General features: G+C 71.2%; 21 protein-coding genes. 5 read left to right on the top strand and 16 right to left on the bottom strand.

What is annotated here, in order from left to right:
* Positions 1-59: 59 nt before the first annotated feature.
* From ACFC96_RS11865 to ACFC96_RS11855, 3 genes are all read right to left on the bottom strand, one after another.
* The gene (locus ACFC96_RS11865) at positions 60-644 is read right to left on the bottom strand and encodes a nucleosidase (protein ID WP_376253202.1); all 585 of its coding nucleotides are present in this window, start codon (positions 642-644) and stop codon (positions 60-62) included.
* A gap of 57 nt (positions 645-701) precedes the next feature.
* Positions 702-1,259, bottom strand: a complete 558-nt coding sequence (locus ACFC96_RS11860; protein WP_376611772.1) for a DUF6069 family protein — start codon at positions 1,257-1,259, stop codon at positions 702-704.
* A gap of 106 nt (positions 1,260-1,365) precedes the next feature.
* Entirely contained in the window at positions 1,366-2,016 is a 651-nt protein-coding gene (locus ACFC96_RS11855) for a TetR/AcrR family transcriptional regulator (RefSeq protein WP_376611770.1), read from the bottom strand.
* Positions 2,017-2,195: 179 nt separating this feature from the next.
* Here ACFC96_RS11855 and ACFC96_RS11850 point away from each other — a divergent pair, with 179 nt between their 5' ends.
* Positions 2,196-5,429 (top strand): carboxyl transferase domain-containing protein, encoded by a 3,234-nt coding sequence (locus ACFC96_RS11850; RefSeq protein WP_376611768.1) that lies wholly within the window; start codon positions 2,196-2,198, stop codon positions 5,427-5,429.
* Positions 5,430-5,485: 56 nt separating this feature from the next.
* Positions 5,486-7,183 (top strand): AMP-binding protein, encoded by a 1,698-nt coding sequence (locus ACFC96_RS11845; protein ID WP_376611766.1) that lies wholly within the window; start codon positions 5,486-5,488, stop codon positions 7,181-7,183.
* An 18-nt stretch (positions 7,184-7,201) separates the two neighbouring features.
* On the opposite strand, the gene ACFC96_RS11840 is transcribed toward ACFC96_RS11845, so the two are convergent.
* The 6 genes from ACFC96_RS11840 to ACFC96_RS11815 all read right to left on the bottom strand — a co-directional run bounded on the left by ACFC96_RS11840 (position 7,202) and on the right by ACFC96_RS11815 (position 12,651).
* Positions 7,202-7,831, bottom strand: a complete 630-nt coding sequence (locus ACFC96_RS11840; protein ID WP_376253215.1) for a TetR family transcriptional regulator — start codon at positions 7,829-7,831, stop codon at positions 7,202-7,204.
* Between the two features lie 66 nt (positions 7,832-7,897).
* Entirely contained in the window at positions 7,898-8,410 is a 513-nt protein-coding gene (locus ACFC96_RS11835; RefSeq protein WP_376253218.1) for a DinB family protein, read from the bottom strand.
* Between the two features lie 69 nt (positions 8,411-8,479).
* Positions 8,480-9,169, bottom strand: coding sequence for an SRPBCC family protein (locus ACFC96_RS11830; RefSeq protein WP_376611764.1), 690 nt, complete (start codon positions 9,167-9,169; stop codon positions 8,480-8,482).
* A gap of 290 nt (positions 9,170-9,459) precedes the next feature.
* The gene (locus ACFC96_RS11825) at positions 9,460-11,142 is read right to left on the bottom strand and encodes a class I adenylate-forming enzyme family protein (protein WP_376611762.1); all 1,683 of its coding nucleotides are present in this window, start codon (positions 11,140-11,142) and stop codon (positions 9,460-9,462) included.
* Positions 11,143-11,193: 51 nt separating this feature from the next.
* Positions 11,194-11,682 carry a PaaI family thioesterase gene (locus tag ACFC96_RS11820; protein WP_376611760.1) on the bottom strand — a complete coding sequence of 163 codons (489 nt, stop codon included), beginning with the start codon at positions 11,680-11,682 and terminating at the stop codon, positions 11,194-11,196.
* 42 nt (positions 11,683-11,724) lie between these two features.
* Complete coding sequence (locus ACFC96_RS11815; RefSeq protein WP_376611759.1) at positions 11,725-12,651, bottom strand: acyl-CoA thioesterase; 927 nt, start codon at positions 12,649-12,651, stop codon at positions 11,725-11,727.
* Positions 12,652-12,878: 227 nt separating this feature from the next.
* On the opposite strand from ACFC96_RS11815, the gene ACFC96_RS11810 reads away from it, so the two are divergent.
* Positions 12,879-13,490, top strand: a complete 612-nt coding sequence (locus ACFC96_RS11810; protein WP_376253228.1) for a TetR/AcrR family transcriptional regulator — start codon at positions 12,879-12,881, stop codon at positions 13,488-13,490.
* 18 nt (positions 13,491-13,508) lie between these two features.
* Here the strand turns inward: ACFC96_RS11810 and ACFC96_RS11805 are convergent, their stop codons facing one another.
* The 4 genes from ACFC96_RS11805 to ACFC96_RS11790 form a co-directional block, all read right to left on the bottom strand.
* A complete protein-coding gene (locus ACFC96_RS11805) occupies positions 13,509-14,813 on the bottom strand; it encodes a hypothetical protein (protein ID WP_376611757.1) in 1,305 nt (434 codons plus the stop codon).
* 80 nt (positions 14,814-14,893) lie between these two features.
* Positions 14,894-16,717, bottom strand: coding sequence for an alkyl/aryl-sulfatase (locus ACFC96_RS11800; protein ID WP_376611756.1), 1,824 nt, complete (start codon positions 16,715-16,717; stop codon positions 14,894-14,896).
* Positions 16,714-17,043, bottom strand: a complete 330-nt coding sequence (locus ACFC96_RS11795; RefSeq protein WP_376611754.1) for a hypothetical protein — start codon at positions 17,041-17,043, stop codon at positions 16,714-16,716. The genes ACFC96_RS11800 and ACFC96_RS11795 overlap by 4 nt, the downstream gene beginning before the upstream one ends.
* A 193-nt stretch (positions 17,044-17,236) precedes the next feature.
* The gene (locus ACFC96_RS11790) at positions 17,237-17,620 is read right to left on the bottom strand and encodes a DUF488 domain-containing protein (RefSeq protein WP_376253238.1); all 384 of its coding nucleotides are present in this window, start codon (positions 17,618-17,620) and stop codon (positions 17,237-17,239) included.
* A gap of 137 nt (positions 17,621-17,757) precedes the next feature.
* On the opposite strand from ACFC96_RS11790, the gene ACFC96_RS11785 reads away from it, so the two are divergent.
* Positions 17,758-18,390, top strand: a complete 633-nt coding sequence (locus ACFC96_RS11785) for an HdeD family acid-resistance protein (RefSeq protein ID WP_376611752.1) — start codon at positions 17,758-17,760, stop codon at positions 18,388-18,390.
* A 75-nt stretch (positions 18,391-18,465) separates the two neighbouring features.
* Here the strand turns inward: ACFC96_RS11785 and ACFC96_RS11780 are convergent, their stop codons facing one another.
* Together ACFC96_RS11780 and ACFC96_RS11775 are read right to left on the bottom strand one after the other, a co-directional pair.
* On the bottom strand, positions 18,466-19,632 hold the full coding sequence (locus tag ACFC96_RS11780; protein ID WP_376611751.1) for a hypothetical protein: 1,167 nt from the start codon (positions 19,630-19,632) through the stop codon (positions 18,466-18,468).
* 228 nt (positions 19,633-19,860) lie between these two features.
* Positions 19,861-20,751 (bottom strand): GNAT family N-acetyltransferase, encoded by an 891-nt coding sequence (locus ACFC96_RS11775; protein WP_376611749.1) that lies wholly within the window; start codon positions 20,749-20,751, stop codon positions 19,861-19,863.
* Between the two features lie 252 nt (positions 20,752-21,003).
* On the opposite strand from ACFC96_RS11775, the gene ACFC96_RS11770 reads away from it, so the two are divergent.
* Positions 21,004-22,194 (top strand): acyl-CoA dehydrogenase family protein, encoded by a 1,191-nt coding sequence (locus ACFC96_RS11770; protein ID WP_376611747.1) that lies wholly within the window; start codon positions 21,004-21,006, stop codon positions 22,192-22,194.
* Between the two features lie 375 nt (positions 22,195-22,569).
* On the opposite strand, the gene ACFC96_RS11765 is transcribed toward ACFC96_RS11770, so the two are convergent.
* Positions 22,570-23,823, bottom strand: coding sequence for a PucR family transcriptional regulator (locus tag ACFC96_RS11765; protein WP_376611745.1), 1,254 nt, complete (start codon positions 23,821-23,823; stop codon positions 22,570-22,572).
* Positions 23,824-24,321 lie beyond the last annotated feature (498 nt).

The following is a 24,321-nucleotide window of genomic DNA, read 5'->3' as shown; positions in this document are numbered from 1 at the left end:
GGACATGGTCCGCGATCATCTCATCGCCGACCCTTTACACCTTGCCCGGGAGTCGCGGATCAGGCCTGTACGGGGACGTTCCGCGCGGTCCAGTCGGCGAGGACGCGTGCGCAGTCGGCGACCGTCTCGCGCCATGTCCTGGCCGCGCCGTCGCCCGCCTCGTCGCTGACGTGCTTGACGATGCGCAGCGGAACACCGGCCTGCTGGGCGGCGGACGCGAGAGCGTAGCCCTCCATGTCGACGAGCGGGGCGTGCGCGGCCAGGCGGGCGCGGGCCGCCTCGTCGGAGATGAAGGAGTCGCCGGTCGCGAGGACGGGCCCGCCGTGGTCGGGCAGGTCGATCGGCGCACCGTAGATCTCGCCCGTCAGGGAGGCGAGCACGGCGTTGTCCAGGTCGTGCTGGATCACGGAGCCGATGACGTGGGTGCCCGTCCAGCCGGGGCGCAGCGCACCCGCCGTGCCCAGGTTCACGATGCCCGAGGGGTGCGGGCCGCGGGCCAGGACGGTGGCCAGCGCGGTCGCCGCGTTGACCTTGCCCATGCCGGTGAGCAGGACGGGGAGATCCGTGTCGAGGAACTGCGCCTCTTCCTTCACGGCCAGCACGAGCAGGGGACGGCCGGCGGTGATCTCGCCTGTGAGTTCCATGCCGCAACGGTAGCCGTGGGGCGGTCGCCCACCCGCAGCCGGGGCAGGGAACGTCGGTCAGCTGCTGCGCACCGCGCCGCGCGCCACGGGGGTCAGGAGCATGCCGATGGTGAGTCCGACGGCGAGATAGACGGCGGCCGTGCCCACCTTCGTCACGAGGGGCACCGACGTGGTGAAGGGCAGCAGCACCATGACGAGCGTCGCCAGCGTGACGATCCAGGAGAAGAACCGCCCGGGCTGCGGTGTGCCCAGGCACAGGAGATGCAGAAGCAGCGTCGCGACGAGGGCCGCCACGGCGGAGCCGCCCGCGAGCAGGCCGGTGGACGCGTCGCCCATCGCGCCGTCGCGCTCCGGAGCGAACACGGCGACGCCGAGGACACCGCGGACGAGGAGGACACCGGCCACGGCGGTCAGGGCGGCGACGATGGCGGTCATCAGGCCGCCGGACCAGATCTTGCGGGCGTCGACGCGCGACTGCGGGGGCGCAGGCGGTGGGCTGTCGACGTACGTCCCGTACGCGGGGTAGGAGGGGTGCGCCGGATCGGGCCCGTAGAGCTGGTGCGGATCCTGCCCGTAGCCGGGGTCCTGGCCATAGGGCGTCTGTGGTGTCTCCATTGAGGAATGTCCCCCTCCGTCCGGATGCCTGGCTCAAGCCAACACAGGGGCGGCGGCGTGGCGCGAGCGGGCGTGGGCCGAATGGACGGGGTACAGGGGCGTGGGGTCAGTCGCGGCCGGTGGGCGTGGCGCCTGCGCGGGGCGTGAGGCCGAGCAGCCGCAGATACATCGCTGTCAGGTCGGCGACCGCCCGGTCCCGGCAGGCCGGGTCGGCGGCGACGGCCCGGGCGAAGCCGGCGACCATACCGGCCGCTGCGGTGGCCACGGACTCCGGTGAACCGGCGGGCTCGGCCAGGCCCTGGCGCGCCAGGCGGGCGATGTAGCGCGCGGTGCGTCCGCGGGGGCGGTCGCTGATCTCGTCGCGGAGTACGCGCATCGCCGGATCCGTGAGCGACTGGTGGTCGAGCACGGTCATGAACGCGAGGTTGTCCACGTAGGCGTCCAGGAACGCCGCGTTGGTCCGCTCCGCGAGCAGGTAGGGGTCTTCGGCCTCGGGGTCCGCCGCTTCCTGCGCCGCGAGGAACCGGTCGCGCAGGTCGGCGGCGAGCACGGCGAAGACGTCCTGCTTGGAGGCGAAGTAGACGTAGAACGTGGCGCGGCCCACATCGGCCTCCGCCGTGATGTCGGCGATCGTCGTGCGCGCGTAGCCCCGCTGCTCGAAGACCGCGCGGGCCGCGGTGAGCAGCCGGGCGCGGGTGGCGCTGTCCTGGCGGTCCAGCTTGTCGCGCACGGTCCAGGAGTTTCTCGCGATCGGCATGGCCCCAGCTTATTGACGTTGACGACGGCGTCAACGCAGACTGGGCCCGCCATGGACGTTGACACCAGCGTCAACGCACCGGCGCGTCGGCAGGTCCGGCATGCCCGGAGCCGCCCTGCGCAGCCCGAAGCCGTCACGTACAGAAGGCCCCCGTCACGGGCCCGTGAAGGAGACGTCCGATGTCAGGTGTGCTGATCGCCAACCGGGGCGAGATCGCGGTCCGGATCCACCGCGCGGTGTCGGCGCTCGGTCTGCGGACCGTCGCCGTGCACTCCGCGGACGACCGCTCGGCGGCCCATGTGCGGCTCGCCGACGAGGCCCACCTGCTCACGGGCGAGGGCGTGGCCGCCTATCTCGACGCGCGCCAGATCGTCGGGATCGCCGGGCGCGCGGACTGCGATCTGGTCCATCCCGGCTACGGGTTCCTCAGCGAGAACGCCGACTTCGCGCGGGCGTGCGCCGAGGCGGGACTGACCTTCGTGGGGCCCACCCCGGAGCTCCTCGCCCTCTTCGGCGACAAGGCGAGCTCACGGGCGCTCGCCGCCCGGCACGGCGTCCCCGTCCTCGCGGCGACCGGCGCCCCCACCTCGCTCGCCCAGGCCACGGAGTTCCTAGCCGGCGTGCGCGACGGCGTCATGGTGAAGGCGGTCGCCGGGGGAGGCGGCCGCGGCATGCGCGCCGTGCACGACGCGGCGGACCTCGCCTGGGCCCATGAGCGCTGCCGCTCCGAGGCCGCGCGCGCCTTCGGCAACGGCGACGTCTACGTCGAGCAGCTGCTGCCCCGCGCCAAGCACATCGAGATCCAGGTCGTCGGGGACGGCACCGGCCAGGTGACCCACCTGTGGGACCGGGAGTGCTCGGTGCAGCGCCGCAACCAGAAGCTGATCGAGGTCGCGCCCAGCCCGTGGCTCTCCGCGGACACCCGCGACCGGCTCATCGAGGCCGCGGTCACGATGGCTTCGGCGACCCGGTATCTCGGCCTCGGGACCTTCGAGTTCCTCGTCGACGCGGACGACCCCGACGCGTACTACTTCATCGAGACCAACCCGCGCCTCCAGGTCGAGCACACCATCACCGAGGAACTCACCGGCGTGGACCTGGTCGCCACCCAACTGCGCCTCGCCCAGGGCAGGTCCCTCGCCGAACTCGGCCTCCTCCAGGAGGACGTCCCGCAGCCGCGCGGCTTCGCGATCCAGACCCGCGTCAACCTCGAAGAGCTGTCCGCGGACGGCACGGCCCGCGCCTCGCAGGGCACGCTGACCGCCTTCGAGGCACCCGGCGGACCCGGCGTGCGCGTGGACACCCACGGCCGCTCGGGCCTGGAGATCAAGGGCTCGTACGACTCCCTCGTCGCCAAGGTGATCACTCGTACGGTCCGGGGCGACTTCGCCGACGCGGCCGCGAAGGCGGCCGGAGCGCTCGGCGAGTTCACGGTCTGCGGAGTCCCGTCGAATCTGCCGCTCCTTCGTGCCGTCCTGCGCCACGAGGCCTTCCGGGACGGCACGGTGACGACCGCCTTCGTCAACGAACACCTCGACAAGCTCGTACCGGGAGCCACCCCTTCCCCGGACAGGCACGGCTCGGCCCTCACCGCGCTCTCCGCGGGCAGCGTCGTCGACGTCTGCGTGGAGCCGGGCGCCGAGGTCGCGGCAGGCGCGCCACTCGTCGTACTCGAGGCGATGAAGATGGAACACGTCCTCACGGCGCCGCGTGCGGGAGTGGTGCGTGAGGTCCGCGCGCGCGTCGGGGACGTGGTCCCCGCCGGTGCCGAACTCGTCGTCTTCGCACCGTCGCAGGGCGAGGAGAGCGTCGACGAGGCGGCGGCCGAGGTCGATCTCGATGTCATCAGGCCCGACCTCGCCGAGGTCGTCGAGCGCCATCGCGTCACGCTCGACGAGGCGAGGCCACAGGCCGTCGAGCGCCGCAGGCGCACCGGCCACCGCACCGCACGCGAGAATCTCGCCGACCTCTGCGACCCGGGCACCTTCACCGAGTACGGCGCCCTGGCGATCGCCGCGCAGCGTCGCCGCCGGACCCTCGACGACCTGATCGCCGCCACACCGGCCGACGGCATCGTCACCGGCGTCGCCCGGATCAACGGCGCCCGGTTCGGCGACCGGCGCAGCCAGTGCGCCGTCCTCGCGTACGACTACACGGTCCTCGCCGGCACGCAGGGGCTGCTCAACCACAAGAAGACCGACCGCATGCTCGAACTCGCCGAGCGGCAGCAGATCCCGGTCGTGCTCTTCGCCGAGGGCGGCGGCGGACGCCCCGGCGACACCGACATGATGGCCGTCGCCGGACTCGACGTCCCCACGTTCGCCACCCTCGCCCGCCTCAGCGGCCAGGTGCCGACGGTCGGCATCGTCGCCGGTCGCTGCTTCGCGGGCAACGCCGCGCTCCTCGGCTGCTGCGACGTCGTCATCGCGACCGCCGACGCCACCGTCGGCATGAGCGGCCCCGCGATGATCGAGGCGGGCGGACTCGGGCAGTTCCTGCCCGAGGAGGTCGGACCGATGCCGGTCCAGGTCCCGAACGGCGTCGTCGACATCCTGGTCGACGACGAGGCCGAGGCCGTGACGGTCGCCAAGAGGTACCTTTCCTACTTCCAGGGGGAGTTGAGCGACTGGGACTGCGCGGACCAGCGCCTCCTGCGGCACGTCGTGCCCGCGAACCGGCTGCGCGCGTACGACGTCCGGGAGGCGGTCACCCTCCTCGCCGACACCGGCTCGGTCCTGGAGCTGCGCCGCGAGTTCGGCGTCGGCGTCATCACCGCACTCGTACGGGTCGAGGGGCGGCCGATGGGCCTGGTCGCCAACAACCCCCAGCATCTGGGCGGCGCCATCGACAGCGACGCCGCCGACAAGATGGCCCGCTTCCTGCAGCTCTGCGACGCCCATGGCCTGCCCGTGATCACCCTGTGCGACACCCCGGGGTTCATGGTCGGCCCGGACGCCGAGAAGACCGCGACCGTAAGGCACTTCAGCCGGCTCTTCGTCGCCGGTGCCCACCTCGGCGTGCCGGTCTTCTCCGCCGTCCTGCGCAAGGGGTACGGCCTCGGCGCGATGGCGATGACCGGCGGCGGCTTCCGCGCCCCCACGGCGATGGTCTCCTGGCCCACCGGCGAGATCGGCCCGATGGGCCTCGAAGGCGCCGTCCGGCTCGGCTACCGCCGCGAACTCGAAGCCATCTCCGACCCGCGGGAGCGCCAGGCCACGTACGAGGCGCTGCTCGCGCAGCAGTACGAGCAGGGCAAGGCGCTCAATGCCGGGACGACCTTCGAGGTCGACGACGTGATCGACCCGGCCGACACCCGCCGCTGGATCAGCACGACGTTCGCCCAGCACCCCACGCATCCGCACCCGCACCCGCCCGAGGGGCACGCCCGTCGTCGCTTCGTGGACACGTGGTGACGCCCGTGCGGTGAAGGTCCGAGCAGGTCAGGTCGGGACAACAACCGAGGAGCCGCATGAAGATCGAGGAGTACCTGGAGGATCTGCGCGCCCGTCAGGCCCGGGTCCGCCCGCACGGCACACCGTCCGACGTCGTGTATCCGCTCGGCGAGATCTCCGTGCCGGACCATGTCGCGCACTGGGCGCGGCTGCGCCCCGACCGGGCCGCGGTCGTCTTCGAGGGCCGCACCGTCACCTACCGCGAACTGGACGAGCTGAGCCGCCGCGTGGCGGGACGCCTCGCCTCCGAGGGGGTCGGCGCGGGCGACCGGGTCGCCGTCCACCTGCCCAACTGCCCCCAGTTCCTGATCGCCTTCCTGGCCGTGCTGCGCCTCGGCGCGGTGCACGTGCCGGTCAACCCGATGTTCCAGGGCGTCGAACTCGCCTACGAACTTCAGGACTGCGGCGCCGAGACCGTCATCACCCTCGACACCTCGCTCCCGCTGCTCGCCTCCGTACGTCAACAGACCGCGGTGCGCAGGGTGTTCGTCACCGCGCTCACCGAGATGGCCTCGGCCGCGACCGCGCCGGAGGCCGCGACGATCGAGGGGCTCGCGGTCCACACGTGGGCGCAGGCCGTGGCGCACGAGCCGGTCGACGGCGCCCCGGCCGACCTCGACGCCCTGGCCGCGCTGAACTACACGGGCGGCACGTCCGGCCTCCCCAAGGGCTGTATGCACACCCAGCGGCACATGATCTACACCATCGCCACCAGCGCCGCGGCCACCCGTCAGACGGCCGACGGCGAGGTGGTGGTCCTGTGCTACATCCCCGTCTTCTGGATCGCGGGCGAGGATCTGGGCATCCTCAACCCCCTGATGCTGGGCGGCACTTCGGTCCTCATGCCCCGCTGGGACCCGGCCCGCGTCCTGCGGGCGATCGACGCGCACAAGGTCACCACGATGGTCGGCACCGTGGAGAACTACCTCGAACTTCTCGACCGGCCCGAATTCGCCTCGTGCGACCTGAGTTCCCTCGTCGACCCGCTCTGCACCTCGTTCATCCGCAAGCTCGACGTCGCTGTCCGGCGGCGCTGGGCGGCCGCCGCGGGCGCCCACTCCGTCCTGCGCGAGGCCGCGTACGGCATGACCGAGACGCACACGATCGACGTGACGCCCTACGGGTTCCAGGACGATGACCTGGATCTGCACGCCGAACCCGTCTTCTGCGGACTGCCCATGCCCGGCACGGACATCGCCGTGGTCTCGCCCGTCACCGGTGAACCGCTGCCGCTCGGCGAGGCAGGCGAGATCGTCGTCCGCAGCCCTTCGGTGACCAACGGCTACTGGAACAAGCCCGACGCCACGGCGCGGCAACTGCGCGACGGCTGGCTGCACACCGGGGACAACGGACGGATCAACGACAACGGCTGCCTGCACTACCTCGGCCGCGACAAGGACCTCATCAAGGTGAAGGGCATGAGCGTCTTCCCCGCGGAGGTCGAGATGCTGCTGTGCCGTCACCCGGACGTGCACACGGCCGCCGTCGTCCCGGCCGACGACCCGTCGAAGGGCCAGATCCCGGTGGCTTTTGTGACCCTGCGTCACAAGGGTGCGGTGGAGGCCGCGGTGCTACGTGACTGGGCGCGCGAGAGCATGGCGACCTACAAGGTTCCCCTCGTCGAGATCGTCGACGAGATGCCGATGACGACGACGATGAAGATCCGGAAGGTGGACCTGACGGCCCGCGCGCAGCAGCTCGCCGACGAACGGTGACGGCCGTGTCGGCGCGCTTCAGGGTTTCGGCATGAGGGTGTGCAGCAGGTCGACGCACTGCCGGAGGTCCGGCTCGGGGGAGGCGTGGTCGCCGGCGGCGGCCAGTGACCACTGCTCCAGCGCGGTGCGGGTCACGGCGAGCGCGATGCCGGTGAGCAGGCGGGGCCGGGGGTCGGCCGGAGGGGCGGCCATCCGTTCGGTCACCGCCTCCCTGACCTGTTCCTCGAAGGCGTCGAACCGCGCGTGGAGGGCCGCCCGCAGTTCGGGATGCCGGTCGGCGATCCGGAAAGTGGCCTGGACGAGTTCGCGGTCGGGCACGACGTCGTCGGTGATGTGTGCGGACAGGACGTCGAGCAGTTCGGTGAGCGTCGCCCGGGGAGCCGGGTCGCCGTGCGCGAGGCGCCGGTGGAGGGCGTCCGGCAGCGGGGGCGGGCCGATGGTGAGCGCCGACTCCTTGCTCGGGAAGTAGTTGAAGAACGTGCGCTGTGAGATCCCGGCGGCGGTACTGATCATGTCGACCGTCACCCCGGCCACGCCGTGCCCCTCGACCAGCCGTACCGCGGCGGCGTGGATCGCGTGCTCGGTCTCGCGGCGGCGCCTCGCGCGTAGGCCCTCGCCTGCTGCGGAGGTACGGACCGGACTGGACATGGCGACAGTCTCGCAGGTCGCGCGAGGCGCCCGCACAGGGCCCCGCAGACCGTCGGACGCCCCGGGTCAGAAGTAGCCCTTCTCGCCGTCGAGGAGCTCACGGATCGCGTCGAGGTGACCGGCGTGCCGGGCCGTCTCCTCGATCATGTGCAGGAGGATCCACCGCAGATTCGCCGACCCGGCACGGAAGTCGGGGTGGCGGCCCGCCTGGTCGAGGGAGTGCGCGGCGGTGATCTCGTTCGACCGGGCGTACTGGCGCGCGTACTCGCCGAGCAGCTGGTCGAGGGGGACGTCGTCGACGAGCATGTCGGCGTCCTCGGGGCCGTCGTCGAACTGGGGTCCCTCGGCCGCGCCGCCCATCAGCATGACCTCGAACCAGCAGTGCTCGACCCAGCGCAGATGTGACACGACCCCCGCCACGGTCATGGCGGGGGACGCGGGGAGCACGGGGCGATGGGCGTCCTTCTCGGAGACGCCCTCGCACTTCCACTCGACGACGGCGCGCTGCATGTCCAGCCAGGCGACCAACTGCGTCCGCTCGTCGGCGTCGTAGGCAGGACGTATGCGAGGAGGAGTCATGGGTGAGGACGCTACTGGCCGGGTCGCCCCCGCCGCACGGCAATTTCCTGCGGATGGCTTCGGGGCGCCTTACGCCGCGGGGCGCGGCGAGCGTTCCTTGGCGGCCGGGACCGAGGTGGGGCGGGGCTCGGGGCGAGCCTCTGGGCGGGCCTCGGGGTGGGCCTCGGGGCGGGCCTCAGAGCGGGGCTCAGGACGGAGCTGCGGCCGTGGTGGGGCGGGCGGCGCGAGGGCCGGTCGAACGGTCGTGGGTGTGGCGGTGGTCGGGGTGGACACGGATATGGGCAGGCGTACGCGCCTCGGGGCGGATATGACGTGGCAGTGCGGGGCGCCGAGGCGTTCGCCCAGCCGGCGCACGTCCCTCGGCAGGTCGCGCCGCCAGGCCATGGCGACCACGGGCGCGAGCAGGGTCAGCGCGCCTGTCAGGCGGCACCGCACCGTGAGGCGCAGAAGGGTGCCGCGGGGGCGCGGGGAGAGCGTGAACGAGTACATCGGCGTCTGGGCGCCGAGGGGGTTCCACATCCGGTCGCCGCGGTAGACGAGGTGCTCGCCCGGGACGTACGCCACGCACTGCAGGAGCTGGTCCCGATGGCGTCCGGGAAAGCGGTACACGTGGACCACGCCGGGACCTGCGGGCTCTGCGCTCTCGGTGACACTGTCGACTCCTGAGAACCAGAGTTCGAGATTCCGTGCGTCGGAAAGGAAGTCGTACACCTCAGTGACGGATCGGCCGATGTGGACGTCCACGGAAATCTCTGGCATCACGCACCTCCCCGGCGCCCGTCCGGTCGTCGGCGCGGTGCCGACGGGTACGCACCCCACGGGCTCTACATTCCAAACGTGCGTGCGGATCAGCTCCACGACATCTCGGGTTAGCCCGAACGGGTGATGGGGCAGGCACGTACGGTGGTCGCCTTCCCGGAACACCGCCGGCCATGCGACCCGGGGCGGCCGGGGGTGTGAGGGAGGTGCGGGGGAGGTGTGAGAGGGGTGGGGCCGGGTCGTCACCGATCGGGGGACCCGGCGCCGGACGTGTTGAACGTTCGTTAAAGCTATGCCTTGTGTGCTCGTCGCAGGTCCGCCTTCAGGACCTTCCCCGCGGCCGAGGTGGGCAGTGCCTCCAGGAACCGCACCTCGCGCACCCGCTGGTACGGCGCGACACGGGCGGACACGTGCGCCATCAGCTCCTGCGCGAGGGCCGGGCCGGGGGCGGGTGAGGCATCAGGACGCGCCACGACGTACGCCGCCGGTATCTCGCCCGCGTCGGGCGCGGGAACCCCGATCACCGCGACCTGCGCGACCGCGGGATGGCCACTGAGTATCTCCTCCAGCTGGCCCGGATAGACGTTGTACCCCTTGTAGATGAGCATGTCTTTGGCCCGGCCCACGATGTAGACGTGGCCGCGCTCGTCGCACCGCGCCAGGTCGCCGGTGCGCAGCCAGCCGTCGACGAACTGCTCGGCCGTCAGCTCCGGGTGGCCGTGATAACCCGCGGTGATCTGCGGACCGCGGGCCCACAGCTCGCCCGTCTCGCCGTCGGGCACGCATCTCCCGGTCTGCACGAGGTCGCGGATCTCGACCTCGGTGTCGAAGACCGGCAGGCCGACCGACCCGATCGGGACCGGGTCGTCGGGGTCGACGATCCCCGAGGTGACGCCCATGGTTGCCTCGGTCAGTCCGTAGCCCTCCACGACGCACGCGCGGGGGAACAGCGTCCGCAGGGCCCGTAGTGTCGTCGTGTCGATGGGCGCGGCGCCCGAGTTGACCACGCGGACCGCGGGGAGTGCGCGGCCCTGTGCGGCGGGGGCGGCGAGCAGGGCGTGGAAGAGCGCGGGGGACCCGGCGATCTGGGTGGCTCCGAACTTCTCGGCCAGCTCCAGGAAGCGCTCGGGGTCGAAACGGCCGGCGAGGACGCTCGTCAGCCCGGCGAGTACGCCGATCGACTGACCGACCAGGCCCATCGCGTGGAAGAACGGCGCGACGGCGATCGAGACACCCTGTCCGGGCCGGTTCGTGTACTCGGTGGCGGCCTCGGCCACCGGGTCGAGGAAGATGCCTCCGTCGGAGTCCACCGCGGGCACGGCGGCCGCGCGCCAGCAGGTGAACTGGAGGCAGTTCGCCACGACATGACGGTGCAGCACTTGGACCGCCTTCGAGCGCCCCGTCGTGCCGCCCGTGAAGGACAGGTGGGCGACCGCGTCGGACGGGACGCGCGGGCCGGGCTCCGGGTCGCCCGCCAGCAGCTCGGTGAGCGGCACTGTGCCGTCCAGGTGCGCCCGATCGCCTGGCGCGACGGCCGACGGCGGTACGACGGTGACCAGTTCGAGCCCGTCGGTACCGGCGGCGAGGAGCGCCGGTGCCGTGGCCGGGTGCGTCACGGCCGCCCGGGCCCCCGCCTCGTCCAGCTGGGCGCGCAGGGCCGCCGGGGGAAGAGTGGGGTTGAGGGGCGCCACGACGGCGCCGGCCAGCAGGATCCCGTAGTAAGTGAGCGGGAACCAGAGGGAGTTCGGCTGATGGAGTGCCACCACGTCGCCCTCGGTGATGCCGCGCTCGCGCAGTCCCCGCGCGAAGCGGAGCGACTGTGCGTGGAGTTCCGCGTAGGTCAGCGTGTCGTCGCCGTCCCGCAGGGCGACCCGGTCGGGGTATCTCCTGGCCGAGCCGGCGAGGATGTCCCCGACGGACGCCTCGGGGTAGGAGAGGCGGGCCGGCATGCCCTTCGGATGGCGACGGATCACGCGGCAACTCCCTTGTCGGCGGGTGCGACGGGCGTGCAGTCAGAACATTCGTTAAGCTACGGTCCCGGTCGGTGCCTGTCCAGACGTCTGCAGCAGAGCCCGGTTGGGTGTCATCGAAGCGGTGCCCTCCGCACACAGCCTGCCCGCCGCGTCCTCGACGACGGCCCGCACCAGCGTCCGGAGGCGGCCCGGCTTGAGCACCGTCCCGACCACCTTGTACGTGGCGCCCGCCCGGAGGGGGCGCAGGTACTCGATGTTCAGGCTCATCGTCAGGAACGGCGTCAGCGGTTCGCTCCCGGACATGACGGTGGCGCCGCACGCCTCGTCGAGCGCGGTCGCGATGAAGCCGCCGTGCACCACACCGCCCCGGTTGAGGAGGGAGTCACCGGGGGTCCATGCCATCTCCACCCGCCCCTTGTCGACCTGGGTGATGCTCAGGCCGAACTGTGTGTACGGGACGTGCGGCGAGTGCGCCAGCTCCTCGGCGAGCGTGCGGATGCGGTCCAGGCCGGTGCCGGCGCCCCAGGTGAAGTCGAGCATGGGGAGTGGATTCCTTCCGGTTGTGCTGCGGGGGCAGGTGGGTCAGGTGGCTGCGGGCCGGTGGCGGATCAGCGCCTCCTGGAGCACGGAGGCGACCAACTGGCCGTCCTGCGACCAGAGTTCACCGCGTGACATCGCGCGGCCGTCCGACAGGTTCGTGGTGTGCTGGGCGTACAGCAGCCAGGCGTCGGCGCGCGCGGGGCGGTGGAACCACATGGCGTGGTCCAGGGACGCCAGCATCACCCTCGACCGGCGGGCGCTTCGCGCGCCGTGCGGCTCCCAGGGCAGCGCGGCCGTGGGGGAGATCGTCAGGTCCGACAGGTACGCGAGTGCGGCGGTGTGCAGCAGCGGCTCGTCGGGCAGCGGCCGCGCCGCCCGCAGCCAGCAGCGACGCCGCGACATGCCGTCGGCCCGCGCCGCCAGCTCATCGGCGTCCGCCTCGACGAGCCGCAGGTCGACCGCGCGGGGGATGACGGATTCCGCGTAGCGCTCCGGGTGCTCCCGTGCCATCACCTCGTACGGGGCTTCGCAGTCGTCCGGCGACGGTGCGCCGGGCATCTGGGGCTGGTGGTCGAGCGCGCTCTCGGGCTTCTTGAAGGAAGCGGAGAGGCTGAGCACCGTCATGCCGTCCTGGCGCGCGGCCACCTGTCGCGCCGCGTAGGAAGCCCCGTCCCGCAGCCGCTCCACCTCGTACGCGACGGAGGCTTCCGGGGCGACCGAACGCAGGAAGTAGGCGTGCAGGGAGTGCGGTTGCCGCCCGCCGTCGACCGTGCGCCCCGCCGCGAGCAGAGCCTGCGCGAGCGTGACCCCGCCGAACGCGCGCGGCGGCCGGCCCAGGTGCGGCATGCCGGTGAAGGCGCTGTCGCCCGACGCCTCGAGGCCCAGCAGCTCGCCGAGGGGAAGCAGGTCCGCGCGGTCGCCCGTGGCATCCGGCTGCGCCACCGCGAGTTGGTTGTATTGAGCACCCATGGTCGGCATGCTGCCAGCCCCGGGGGCCTGTGTGGCTGTGACGGTGCTCACGCGGCAGGCCGCGGCGCCGCCCGAATCGGACGTCCGTGGTGCCTGCTCCGGTCATTTGCCCTGTGAGCGGTAGGTTCGCGGCGTGTGCCAGTACACTCGGCGACGTCCCGCTACGACTGTTCGACCGTTCGTTCAGTGCGCGCGGCGCCGGGACGGGAGCAGGAGATCGGAGAGCTGTGTCCACGCGACCCGCAGGCCACAAGGCCATCGTCGAGGCTGCCCGGCAGGAGTTCTCCGAGCGGGGCTACGGCGCGACCTCGATCCGCGACATCGCCCAGCGCGCCGGGGTGAGCCTGTCCGCCCTGTACTACTACTACAAGGGCAAGCAGGACCTGCTGGTCGCCATCCTCGACGACGGCCTCGACGCCTACTTCGGCGCGTGCGGCGAGGCGCTGGAGGCGGCGGGCGACGACCCCGCCGAGCAGCTGGAGGCGCTCGTCGCGGCGACCGTCCGGTTCCGTATCGACCACCCCGTGAAGAGCAGCATCGTGCTGACCGAGGGGCGCAGCCTGGAGCCCGAGCACCTGGCGCGCTACCGGAAGAACGAGGCGCGCGGCACCCAGCAGTTCCGCGAGGTCGTCGAGCGGGGCGTGGCGCAGGGCATCTTCCTCACCCCCTATCCGGACGACGCCCGGCGCGCGGTCATCGCGATGTGCAACGCCATCGCGGAGTGGTACCAGGCTGAGGGCCCGGTGTCCGTCGACGAGTTGGTGGAGCGGTACGTGGCCCTGGCGCTGACCGTGGTCGAGTACCGCCCCCGCGCGGTGCGGCGCCCCGCGCGGGCCTGACACCGAACCGCAACGGCTTCATCCGGCGGGAGTGGCCGTCAGATGCGGTGCTCCGTCGTCGTCCAGGAACTCGATCACCGCGAGAGCGATGAGCGCGCACAGGGCGATCCACACGATGACGACGCCCGTCGGACGGTCCCACACCAGCATGATCACGGCCGCCACCACGACGACCGTCCAGTTCAGCCACGTCTTCGCCCGGTGCACCCACGCGCCGACCGGTCCGCCCGCGAGGCCCGCGGCGTCGCGCACCGCGCCGATGCCGCCGCGCCACATGGCCATGACCCGGGTCGCCGCCCGGCCCTCGCCGGTCAGCCACGCGGCGAGCGCCACCAGGACGCCGACGGTGATCACCATGCGTACCGTCGTCCGCAGGAACCGCACGAGCGCGTCGTAGACGGCGCCGGCGGCCGGCTGCGACACCCCGGAGGGCAGCCCGTCGAGATAGATCGCGCGGAAGGCCCACAGGCCGATGCCGAGAAGCGCGGCGCCCACGGCGATGGCGATGCCCATCGCCACCAGGGCACGCCGCTTGCGGACGGCGAGGAGGACGGCCACGGCCGCGAGGACCAGGGTGAGGATCGGCAGCCAGATCCCCATGAGCTGGAGGAGCCGGAAACCCTTCTTGATCTTTCCGATGGAGTCGGACTTCACGACGGTGAAGTCGGTGTGCACCTGGGGGATCTTCGAGGCGACGCCGAGGCCGCGGTCGACGAGCCGGTGCTTGGCCTCCTCGATGACGGGAGCCAGGTCGATCGTCACGGTGTCGTTCGTGAGCTTGACGGCGCCGCCGCCGCTCCCGGTCAGTGCCTTGTCGACCGCCGTGTGCACACGGCGGTTGAGGCCGGTCCACAGCTTCGCGAACTCGTCGCTCGAGACGAACTTCTGGACGGTGTTGTGCACAAAGCCGCTGAGACCGCTGGTGAGCGGGCCGCTCAGCGTCCCCAGCGCCTTTTCGAGCCTCGGCCGGTCGGCGGGTGCCACGTCACTGAGGAGCGTCTTGAGATCGATGTTCTCCATGACGACGTTCGTGACGCGGTTCGTGACGGCCGCCTGGACATCGGGGTCGGAAGCGAGCGGCTTCATCGTCGCCACATAGCGATCGGTGTCGCCGACGATGTCGCTGGCCCAGGTCGCGACGGCGCTGAGCGGCGTCAGGATCGCCACGAGGACGATCAGGAGGCCCGCGAAGAACGAGCGCAGACGGTGACGGTGCCGGGGCCGCGCCGGCCCTCCGGACTCCAGCTGGGCGACCCGGGCGCGCAGCTCGGCGATCTCGTCGCGCGCGTCCGACGGGGGACGGTCCTCACGGTCCGGTGTCATGTACTCATGGGATGCCAAGCGGAGGCCGAGGGCCCGCTGGATTAGTGCGTACGGGCGGCCGCCGCACCCCGTCACCACCGTCACGGGGTGACGATCGCGAAGTCCGGGTCGTTCTCGTCGAGGACCGAGAGCAGGGTGTCGAGGACGCCCAGGTCGCCCGAGTGATAGACGCCGTCGAGTCCCTTCCCGGCCAGCAGAGTGAGGAGTTGGGGCTTCGTCAGTGTGAGGGACAGGTCCGCGCCGTCGGCGGGGCGGCTCGTACGGGTGTGGACCAGAACCCCGTTGTGCAGCGTCATGCGGTACATCTCGCCGAGGTCGGACAGATGCAGGTGCAGGGTGAGCGAGTGCTCCCACGCCCGGGGCCCGTCGACGCGGACCGCGAGTGAGTCGAAGAGCTGCTCGACGGTCAGCGCGTCGGTCATGCTGCCGCCTCCGATCCTGGTCTCCCCGATGCCGCCGCGCAGCTCCTGTGCGCCGGTGAGGTAGCAGTTGCGCCAGGTCGCGTTCTCCGCGCCGTGCGCCAGCCGCTCGAAGGCCTGTGCGAGCAGCTCCTTGGCGTCGGCGTTGTCCGGCGCGGCGAACACGGCGTGCCTCAGGAGCTGGGCGGCGAACCGCAGATCGCCCTCCTCCAGGTACGTACGCGCCTTGCCGAGCACCGCGTCGAGGCCGCCGATGCAGTCGACGTAGCGCTCGGCGGTCTCCGTGGGCGGGTGCTCCCACAGTGAGGCGGGGTTGCCGTCGTACCAGCCCATGTAACGCTGGTAGACGGCCTTCACGTTGTGGCTGACGGAGCCGTAGTAGCCGCGCGCGTGCCAGGCCGCGGACAGCGCGGGCGGCAGCTCGATCAGCTCGGCGATCTCCGCCCCCGTGTACCCCTGGTTGAGCAGCCGCAGCGTCTGGTCGTGCAGATACGCGTACAGGTCGCGCTGCTCCGCGAGGAACGACCTGATCCGCTGCGAGCCCCAGGTCGGCCAGTGGTGTGAGGCGAACAGGACGTCCGCGTCGTGGCCGAAGAGCTCGATGGCCTCGTTGAGGTAGCGGGCCCAGAGCCGGGCGTCACGGACCACGGCGCCGCGCAGGGTCTGGATGTTGTGCAGGTTGTGCGTCGCGTTCTCGGCCATGCACAGGGCGCGCCGCTGGGGCAGCAGGAAGTTCATCTCCGCCGGCGCCTCGGCGTCCGGCGTCATCTGGAAGCGGAACACGACGCCGTCGAGGATGAGTTCCTGTCCCGTGTGCCGGACCTCGACGGTGGGCGCGACCAGCCCCGCCGTGCCGGTGGACGCGGTGAAGCCGAGGCCCATGCCGACAAGACCCTCGGGCCCCCGCTCCAGGTTGGCGCCCGAGTAGTAGGTGCCGCGGCGCAGCATCGCCGTACCCGCGTACACGTTCTCCGCGACGGAGTGCTCCATGAAGCCCTGTGGAGCGACCACGGGAACGTCGTCGTCGGGTCCGATGACGCCGAGTACCCCGCCGAAGTGGTCGAGGTGGGAGTGGGTGAACACGACGGCGGCGACGGGCCGTTCACCGCGCAGCGACCGGTACAGGTCCAGGGCGGCGGCCGCCGTCTCGGCGGAGGCGAGAGGGTCGACGACCACGACACCGTGGTCGCCCTCGATCAGCGTCATGTTGGAGAGGTCGAACCCGCGCGCCTGGAAGACACCCTCGGTCACCTCGAACAGACCTGCCCGCGCGGACAGTTGGGACTGCCGCCACAGGTTCGGGTGCACCGTGTCGGGACAGTCCTCGTCGAGGAACGCCGTGTCGTCGAAGTTCCACACGACCCGCCCGTCCTCGGCCGTGATCGTCGAGGAGAGCGGCGGGGAGACCAGACCTCGGTCCGCCTCCTCGAAGTCGGACCGGTCGGCGAAGTCGGGGGCGGAGTCGGGGATGTCGGAGGTGGTCACGTCGGTCTCCCAGGGATGTGTGTCAGCGCCGCGCCTCGGTGCCGTACGCGCGCAGGAACGGCGCCTTCACCCGCGCCGATGTGCTCGATCTCGGACGGGTCCGCCGGGACAGGGGCGGGCGGCAGCGCGAACACGATCGCCGGGACGATATAGACAAAGACGCAGGCCAGGCCGTACGCAGCCAGGGACGGAGCGGCCCGCGGACCCGCCACCGACGAGGTCGTCATCAGCGTCGGCGGCACCCGCTTCAGGGCGGGCGCCGCTGCCGGTGGCGCCGCCCTCGCCCGCGGTACGGGTTCGTCGGACGGGGCATCCATGGTGGCCATACGGGCCCTCCCGGGGCGCGTCTGCGGGCACCGGCGCCACCGGTGCCCGCGTCGCCCGGACGACGCCAGGCGTGCAAGTGGTACGTCGTTGCACAAAATTGTCATAGCTTGTGCCGGTTCGCACCCGCTGTCGGGCCGGGCCCGTATGCCCGCGGGGCGCGGACGGAGGGGATCCGCACCGTCCCCGGGCCGGTCAGCCCTCGGTCAGATGCCGCACCAGAACCGGCACATGGCTGTGCTCGATGTCCTTGACCGAGGTCACCAGTGTGACCGTGCTCGTACGGGCCAGCGCGCGCAGCTTGTCCGTCAGCTCCGCACGGTCCGGCTCGGCGAGCTCGTCGCGGTAGCGGCGCTCGAACTCCGGGAAGCGGGAGGCGCGGTCCTCGTGGTACCAGGAGCGCAGCGCGGAGGACGGCGTCAGATCCTTCATCCACTCCTGGACATCGGCCCGCTCCTTGGAGACGCCGCGCGGCCACAGGCGGTCCACCAGGACCCGGATCCCGTCGTCCGACGACGGCGGATCGTAGACGCGGCGGACGCGGAAGTGCGGTTCGGAGCTCTTGGAGCGTTCTGTCATGGCCTCATTGTGCGGAGTCTTCCGCGCCACACGTGCGCGGTCGTACGCCGCTGCGGTGACGGACCCGCATCGCGGGGGTGTACGTCGTTCGCCTCACCCGAGTGGCCGTCGCGCCGACGCCGTGTCAACAGTCGGACATGACGCACGCACCGCACGAACCCCGCATCCCGACGTCCGAAGACACCCGCGAAGAGCGCCCCGCCGCGCCCCGGGGCCCGCTCGGACGCCTGGCCCAGTCCGCATGGCAAGTAGTGCTGCTGGCCGGCACGGCCGCCCTGATCCTGGGCGTACTGGTCCTGGTCTGGCCAGGGGCGTCCCTGTTCGCCGCCGGAGTGCTCTTCGGCGTGTACCTCCTGGTCACCGGCGTCTTCCAGCTGGTGGCCGCGTTCGGCACCCATGTCACCACCGGGCTGCGCGTGATGGCCTTCATCAGCGGCGCGGTGTCGATCCTGCTCGGTCTGTTCTGCTTCCGTGGGGCGACACAGTCGATCCTGCTGCTCGCCCTGTGGATCGGCATCGGCTGGTTGTTCCGCGGCATCACCCAGACCGTCGCGGCCATCTCCGACGAGGCGATGCCTGCGCGCGGCTGGCAGATCTTCCTCGGCGTCGTGAGCGCGCTGGCCGGTGTGGTCCTGATCGTCTCGCCGTTCCAGTCCGTCGCCGTGCTCACCCTGGTCGGCGGCTGCTGGCTGGTCGCGGTCGGCGTCGTGGAGATCGTCACGGCGTTCCAGCTGCGGAGCAAGGCGAAGCGGATTCCGCACGGGGTGTGAGGGGGGCGGGCACCCGAACGCCGGGCGTCCCCCGCAGGGGCGCCCGGCGCGACTGCTTCGGCCTGCCGACGACGGTCAGACCGCGACCGTCTCCTCCATCTCTTCCTCCGCCGCCTGCGACTCCTGGGCCTCCTGCGACTCCTGGGCCTCCTCTGCCTCGGTCCGGTCGGAGCGTGCGGAGGCCTGCGCCGCGCTGTCCGCGGCCTGCCGCCGGGGCTCGACGGCGGAGGCACCGCGCCGCCGCTCGGTGAGCGCGGCCAGAGCCATCACGGCCAGGCCGACGACGAGCCAGACGGCCAGCGTCCACACATTCCTGGCCAGGTCGTGGCTGCCGAAGTAGAGCAGGCTGCGCGAGCCCTCGACGAAGCCGGCGCCGTTCCAGAAGGAGTGCAGCGTGCCGAAGAAGCCGTTCTGGAGTTCGGGCCGGTAGAGGCCGCCGGAGCTGGTGAAGTTCAGCATCACGAACAGCACCATGAGCGCGAGGGTCGTCCACCGCTTCAGGAACGTGTGCAGGCCGACGCCTATGAAGAGGATGCCCGCCGAGTACAGCCAGGCCATCGACCACATGCCCCACAGGCCGTGGTGGGCCAGGTGGAAGACCGGTCCCGCGAGAGCCGCGCCGACGAGGGCGACCACCCCGGACACACCGACCACGAGAGCGGCCCGTGTCCGCATCGACAGGGCGGAACCCGCCGCGCCGACCACGGCCACCGAAGCGTACGAGCCGATGCTCAGCGCCACCAGCAGGAAGAACAGGCCCTGGCCCGTCGGGTCGTCCGAGACGGTCGGGGTCACGTCCGTCACCTTGAGCGGCACGCCCTGCTGCGTGGCGACCGGCGTGAAGATCTTCTCGGCGGTGATCGCGCTCATGTCGGACCCGGCGGTCGCGACGATCAGCTCGGGGGACTTCGCGCTCAGGACGTACGCGCCGTCGATGTCGCGGGAGCGGAGCTGTTCGACGGCGGCGGAGCGGCTGTCGAGCGTACGGACGTCGAGCGCGTCGCCGGCCTTGTCCTTCACGGTCTGGGCGAAGACCTTCGTCTCGGGCCCGGCTCCGACGACCGCCACCGGCAGATGGTGCGGCTCGGGCGCCACGAAGGCTCCCATGTACGCCAGTCCCATGCCCACGCACATCAGCAGCGGGGTGATGAGGTGGGTCAGGACATGGCGCAGGGCCGGATTCCGCACGCCGTGCACGGTGCCCGAGGACTCGGAGCGGTGCGCCTTGTGGTCGGCGGGCATGGGCAGGACCTCCAGTGGGGGACGGAGAGCAGGGGTGAGCGTTGGCGTATACAACTCAATGGGTTGGTGTTTACAACCTTTGCATACGTTGTACTGTACAACCATCGCTTGGCCGCGGGGTCCGGGGGAGGGTGTGACGATGGCCACCACGAACCCGCGGTGGCCATCGCGCGTGCTGTTCGGCCCGCCCGAGGCCGAGGCCGTCGGCTGTGCCGGAGGTCGGGGTCGTCAGGCCTGCTGGAGGTCGAGCTGGTACTCGTACGCCCGATGCGTCGGCACGTAGCCCAGTCCGTCGTTCACCGCGCGCATGGGGGTGTTGCTGTCGGCGGTGTCCGTGAGCAGACCCCCGAGCCTCGGGTGGCGGGCGCGGGCGCGGAGGACGGCCTCGGCCTTCATCCAGCGCGCGAGACCGTGACCGCGGTGCTCGGGCACCACGCCCGTGCCGTAGTGCTGCCCGTCGCCCCTGCCGTCGCCGGGGACGACGAGCTCGGTGAACCCCACGACGGTGCCGTCAAGGACATCGACCGCCGCGACCGTGTCGAGGTGCTCGCCGCGCCGCTCGACGGCCTCGGCCACCGCGCGGACCCGGTCCACGTCCCACGGGACCGTTCCGTAGTCGGTGTCGTCCATGGGCGTGTCGTCCATGGCGCGACGCGACGCCGCGAACGTCGCGGCCAGGTGGTCCGGAACCGTGCCTTCCCAGGAGACGAGCCGGTATCCGGGGTGCTCCGCGCGCGCCGTCCGCGTGAGGGCCGGGATGTCCGCGTCGGCGAGCGGGAGCCGCGCGTACGTCAGACTCAGCACCCGGCGGAACCCGCGCGCGGCCAGGAACAGGTCGGCGGGTGAACCGTCGTCGGCCGGGGCGATGAGCGAGCGCCGGCCGTCCGCCTTCGCGGCCGTCACCGCCGCGTCGAGGAGCCGGGAGCCCGCGCTGCGGCGGCGTTCCGTGGGATGGACCTGGAGGGACAGCTCGGCGAGATGCCGCTGCCCGTCCCGGTCGACGAGCCGCAGGAACGCGGAGCCGACCGGGTTCCCGTCGGCGTCGGACGCCAGCCATGCGAGGCGGCGGGCGTCCGGACCGCCGGCCGGATCGGTCAGCGGTGTGAGGTGCAGCGACAAGAGGGCTCCTTGTGCGGGGAGTTGCGGACGCGGCAGAACCTAACCGGGCCCGCGCGACGCCCGCAAAGGAATTGGGCGCGCACGGGTCGAGCGCGCACGGGCGGGACACGTTCGGGCCGGACGTGTCGAGGCCGTGTGCCGGAACCGTCCGCCCGCGGCCATTCCCTATTTCTGGAACGAGTTCTACTGTGTGCGCCGTCAGGAGACCGGGATGACCGGGACCCGGTGTACCAGCGACCGCCAGGAGGGGCCGTGCACCTCGAATACACGCCCGAGCAACAGCAGTTGCGCACGGAGCTGCGCGCCTACTTCGCCGAGCTGGTGCCCGACAACGCGTACGCCCGCTACGAGGACCCGGCGGCACAGAAGCGGTTCTACCGCGAGACGGTGCGCCGGCTCGGCACCGACGGGTGGCTCGGTGTCGGGTGGCCGAAGGAGTACGGCGGACGCGGCCTCACGCCCATGGAACAGTTCATCTTCTTCGACGAGGCCGCGCAGACCGGCGTACCCCTGCCGCTCATGGCGCTCAACACCGTCGGCCCCACGATCATGCAGTACGGCAGCGACGAGCAGAAGGCGTACTTCCTGCCGAGGATCCTCTCCGGGGAACTCGACTTCGCCATCGGCTACAGCGAGCCCGACGCGGGCACCGACCTCGCCGCGCTCAAGACGCGGGCGGTCCGCGAGGGGGACGAGGCCACCGGCCACTACATGGTGAACGGGCAGAAGATCTGGACGACCAACGGCGACACGGCCGACTGGGTGTGGCTCGCCGTACGCACCGACCCGGACGCCCCGCCGCACAAGGGCATCACCATGCTCCTCGTGCCGACGTCGGACCCCGGCTACTCCTGCACGATCATCAACACCCTTGCCTCGCACGACACCACGGCCAGCTACTACGAGAACATCCGCGTTCCCGTCAGCCGCCGCGTCGGTGAGGAGAACAAGGGCTGGCGGCTCATCACGAACCAGCTCAACCACGAGCGGGTCACCCTCGCCGCCCACGGCACCATGGCGATCCGCGCGCTGCGCGACGTGCAGCGCTGGGCCATGGACACCGAACTGACCGACGGGCGCCGCGTCATCGACCTCGGCTGGGTGAAAAAGCGCCTCGCCCAGACCCACACCCGGCTCGACGCGATGAAACTCCTCAACTGGCAGATGGTGAACGCCGTCCAGGACGGCAGCCTCACCCCGCAGGACGCCTCCGCCGTGAAGGTGTACGGATCCGAGGCGCGCCGCGAGGCGTACGCCTGGCTGATGGAGGTCGTCGCCGCGGCGGGAGCGCTCAAGGAGGGCTCGGCAGGCGCCGTCCTGCACGGCGAACTCGAACGCGGCTACCGATCAGCCGTGATCTTCACGTTCGGCGGCGGCAACAACGAGATCCAGCGCGAGATCATCTCCTGGATAGGCCTGGGAATGCCCCGCGTCCGCCGCTGACGCCCCGCGACGGCGTTGCCCCCAGTGCCTGACCGAGTGGCTGTCGGCGGCCTGGAAGATCCAGTCGCACAACACCAGTTCACGCAGTGCCTCGGGGTTCTCAACCCGTCGCGGGATCGTGGTTCAGACGGATCTGTGGATTCGCCCGGCCCGCGTCGCGGGCGGCGAGATCGCCTTTTTGGCCCGTCGAATCGGGGCCTCCCCTGAGCGGTGGGCACGCTGATACTGGAACTGCTCGATCCAGAGGAAGCGAGAAGATCACCGATGGCGATGAAGGACTACTCGGCCGAGTTCACGGCCGAGCCACCGGTCCCCCACCGGCTGGTGCCATCCGGGCTCAGCACACGTTTCACTCCCTCCTTGCCTGAACCCTGTTCACTCCGGAAGCACCCGTTCACCGAGCGTCGCCACCACTCGGAGAGCGACCTCGAGGGGCATCTTGCGTTCGTCGAGCGGCTGCGGCAGCAATCCCTCGACCTGCTGCATTCGATAGAGCACCGTGTTCTTGTGCACGCTCAGTGACTCGGCGGCCCTGGCCATGCTGCCTTGTTCGAGGTAGACCAGGGCGGTGTCGCGCAGTCGCGCGGTGGCCGCGCCCCGCTTCGCGAGGCCGCCCAGTTCGCGGCGCACCAACCGCGACAGCGCGGCGATGTCGGCGGCCAGACAGCTGACGAGTTCGACATCGCGGTACAGGGTGACCGGCGCGGGCTCGGTCTCCGCGGCGATTCGGTAGGCCCGCAGGGCCTCCTGGTGGCTGACGCGGAATCCTTCCACTCCGGTCGCGGGGACGCCGGCCGCCAACTGAACGATCGGTTGACGCTGCTGAAATGCCTTCAGGCGAGCGATCTTCCGGAGGTCGGGCGCCTCCGGTGTGGCCAGCCAGGCCCAGAGTATCCGGCCGCCGGCGGGCAGCATCAGCGGACGTGGAGCGCCGAGGGCGGTCGCGATGTCGACGGCCAGTGTCTCCAGCATCGCAGTGGCGTCGTCCTCGGTGCGGTCCAGAGTCCAGATGATCAGGCCGGTCTGCTCGATGTAGAGGTTGTGCCCGAGTTGTCGTGTGCTGCGCTCGATATCGACCCTGTCCTCGTGCAGGATCGCCTCGATGAGCTCGCGCCTGCGGGTCAGCGCGCTGCCCGCTTGCCGCCGCGTCTCGTCCAGAAAGGCCATTTCAGCGCGCTCGGTGGCAGCGGACATGGTGCGGCTCAAGTGATCCCACTGCAGATCCAGCACCACCGGCAACAACTCCGGATCGGTGATCTCGCGGCAGGCGGAGGTCATGATCTCGGCCCAGCTGATGCGTTGCAGGGTCCGGTAGCAGCGCTGCAGCAGTGCGATGTCGTAGCCACACCGGGCCAGTCCGCGCCCCAGGGCTTTGGCGGAGTTGGGGAGATGGATATCGCCCGGGCGTTCATGCGGGCCCTGGCTGAAGTACGCGCCGACGCCGTCGTGCACCGCGACCCGCAATTCCTGTCGAAGCGCGGGGTCGGATCCGATCTCGGGCACGTCGGCGGCGATGGCGTCGATCATTCGCCCGGACAGGCTGGTCAACTCCGGCTCGTCCACTTCACGGTTGGCGAAGGATTCGAACCAGACTCTGGCCTCCGCAACGAGGTCACGGGGTTGACGCATATCGACTTCTCCCAGCGTACGTCGATGTACGGATGGCAGCGGTGGCACATCACAGGGTCTTCGAGCTTGAGTGGGCAGGTGCTGTCCCCTGATCGCCTTGTGTGATCGGGGGAGGGAGGGGGACATTCGGTGATCGTTTCGGGGGTGGGGGAGCGTCCGTAGTCGGGTGATCATGTTCTTTCCGAAGAAACGTGATCGGTGGCCAAGGGCGCACGGAACAGCATAAGAGTGCCGGGCTGCCGCTGGATTTGGACGGCGTCGAGGTCGTGGGCGTCGAACTCGAGTCGGATCAGGGCCGCGGTACCTGCCGCACGCCAGGGTGGCCGAGGAACCCTTCCACACCCTGGACGGCGACGGCACCGCCGCGCTCGGCGGGTCCCGGCCGCCTGGTTCGCCGAGGAGAAACTGCGCGACGCCCTCACCCTCGGCGTCTCCCGCACGGGCATCACACCCACCCCCGGGAAGATCCACGCCAAGCTGTACGACTTTTGAACCTGG

The sequence above is a fragment of the Streptomyces sp. NPDC055955 genome, assembly GCF_042270245.1.
Classification (GTDB): domain Bacteria; phylum Actinomycetota; class Actinomycetes; order Streptomycetales; family Streptomycetaceae; genus Streptomyces.
The sequence above is the reverse complement of the archived record's forward strand: the minus strand, read 5'-3'. Positions and strand labels throughout refer to the sequence as shown.

Coding starts and splice junctions, on each gene's coding strand:
- ACFC96_RS11845 (WP_376611766.1), top strand. CDS start 5,486: ATGAAGATCGAGGAGTACCTGGAGGATCTGCGCGCCCGTCAGGCCCGG.
- ACFC96_RS11805 (WP_376611757.1), bottom strand. CDS start 14,813: ATGACACCGGACCGTGAGGACCGTCCCCCGTCGGACGCGCGCGACGAG.
- ACFC96_RS11815 (WP_376611759.1), bottom strand. CDS start 12,651: ATGGGTGCTCAATACAACCAACTCGCGGTGGCGCAGCCGGATGCCACG.
- ACFC96_RS11860 (WP_376611772.1), bottom strand. CDS start 1,259: ATGGAGACACCACAGACGCCCTATGGCCAGGACCCCGGCTACGGGCAG.
- ACFC96_RS11835 (WP_376253218.1), bottom strand. CDS start 8,410: ATGACTCCTCCTCGCATACGTCCTGCCTACGACGCCGACGAGCGGACG.
- ACFC96_RS11785 (WP_376611752.1), top strand. CDS start 17,758: ATGACGCACGCACCGCACGAACCCCGCATCCCGACGTCCGAAGACACC.
- ACFC96_RS11850 (WP_376611768.1), top strand. CDS start 2,196: ATGTCAGGTGTGCTGATCGCCAACCGGGGCGAGATCGCGGTCCGGATC.
- ACFC96_RS11790 (WP_376253238.1), bottom strand. CDS start 17,620: ATGACAGAACGCTCCAAGAGCTCCGAACCGCACTTCCGCGTCCGCCGC.
- ACFC96_RS11780 (WP_376611751.1), bottom strand. CDS start 19,632: ATGCCCGCCGACCACAAGGCGCACCGCTCCGAGTCCTCGGGCACCGTG.
- ACFC96_RS11795 (WP_376611754.1), bottom strand. CDS start 17,043: ATGGCCACCATGGATGCCCCGTCCGACGAACCCGTACCGCGGGCGAGG.
- ACFC96_RS11765 (WP_376611745.1), bottom strand. CDS start 23,823: ATGCGTCAACCCCGTGACCTCGTTGCGGAGGCCAGAGTCTGGTTCGAA.
- ACFC96_RS11855 (WP_376611770.1), bottom strand. CDS start 2,016: ATGCCGATCGCGAGAAACTCCTGGACCGTGCGCGACAAGCTGGACCGC.
- ACFC96_RS11840 (WP_376253215.1), bottom strand. CDS start 7,831: ATGTCCAGTCCGGTCCGTACCTCCGCAGCAGGCGAGGGCCTACGCGCG.
- ACFC96_RS11830 (WP_376611764.1), bottom strand. CDS start 9,169: ATGCCAGAGATTTCCGTGGACGTCCACATCGGCCGATCCGTCACTGAG.
- ACFC96_RS11820 (WP_376611760.1), bottom strand. CDS start 11,682: ATGCTCGACTTCACCTGGGGCGCCGGCACCGGCCTGGACCGCATCCGC.
- ACFC96_RS11865 (WP_376253202.1), bottom strand. CDS start 644: ATGGAACTCACAGGCGAGATCACCGCCGGCCGTCCCCTGCTCGTGCTG.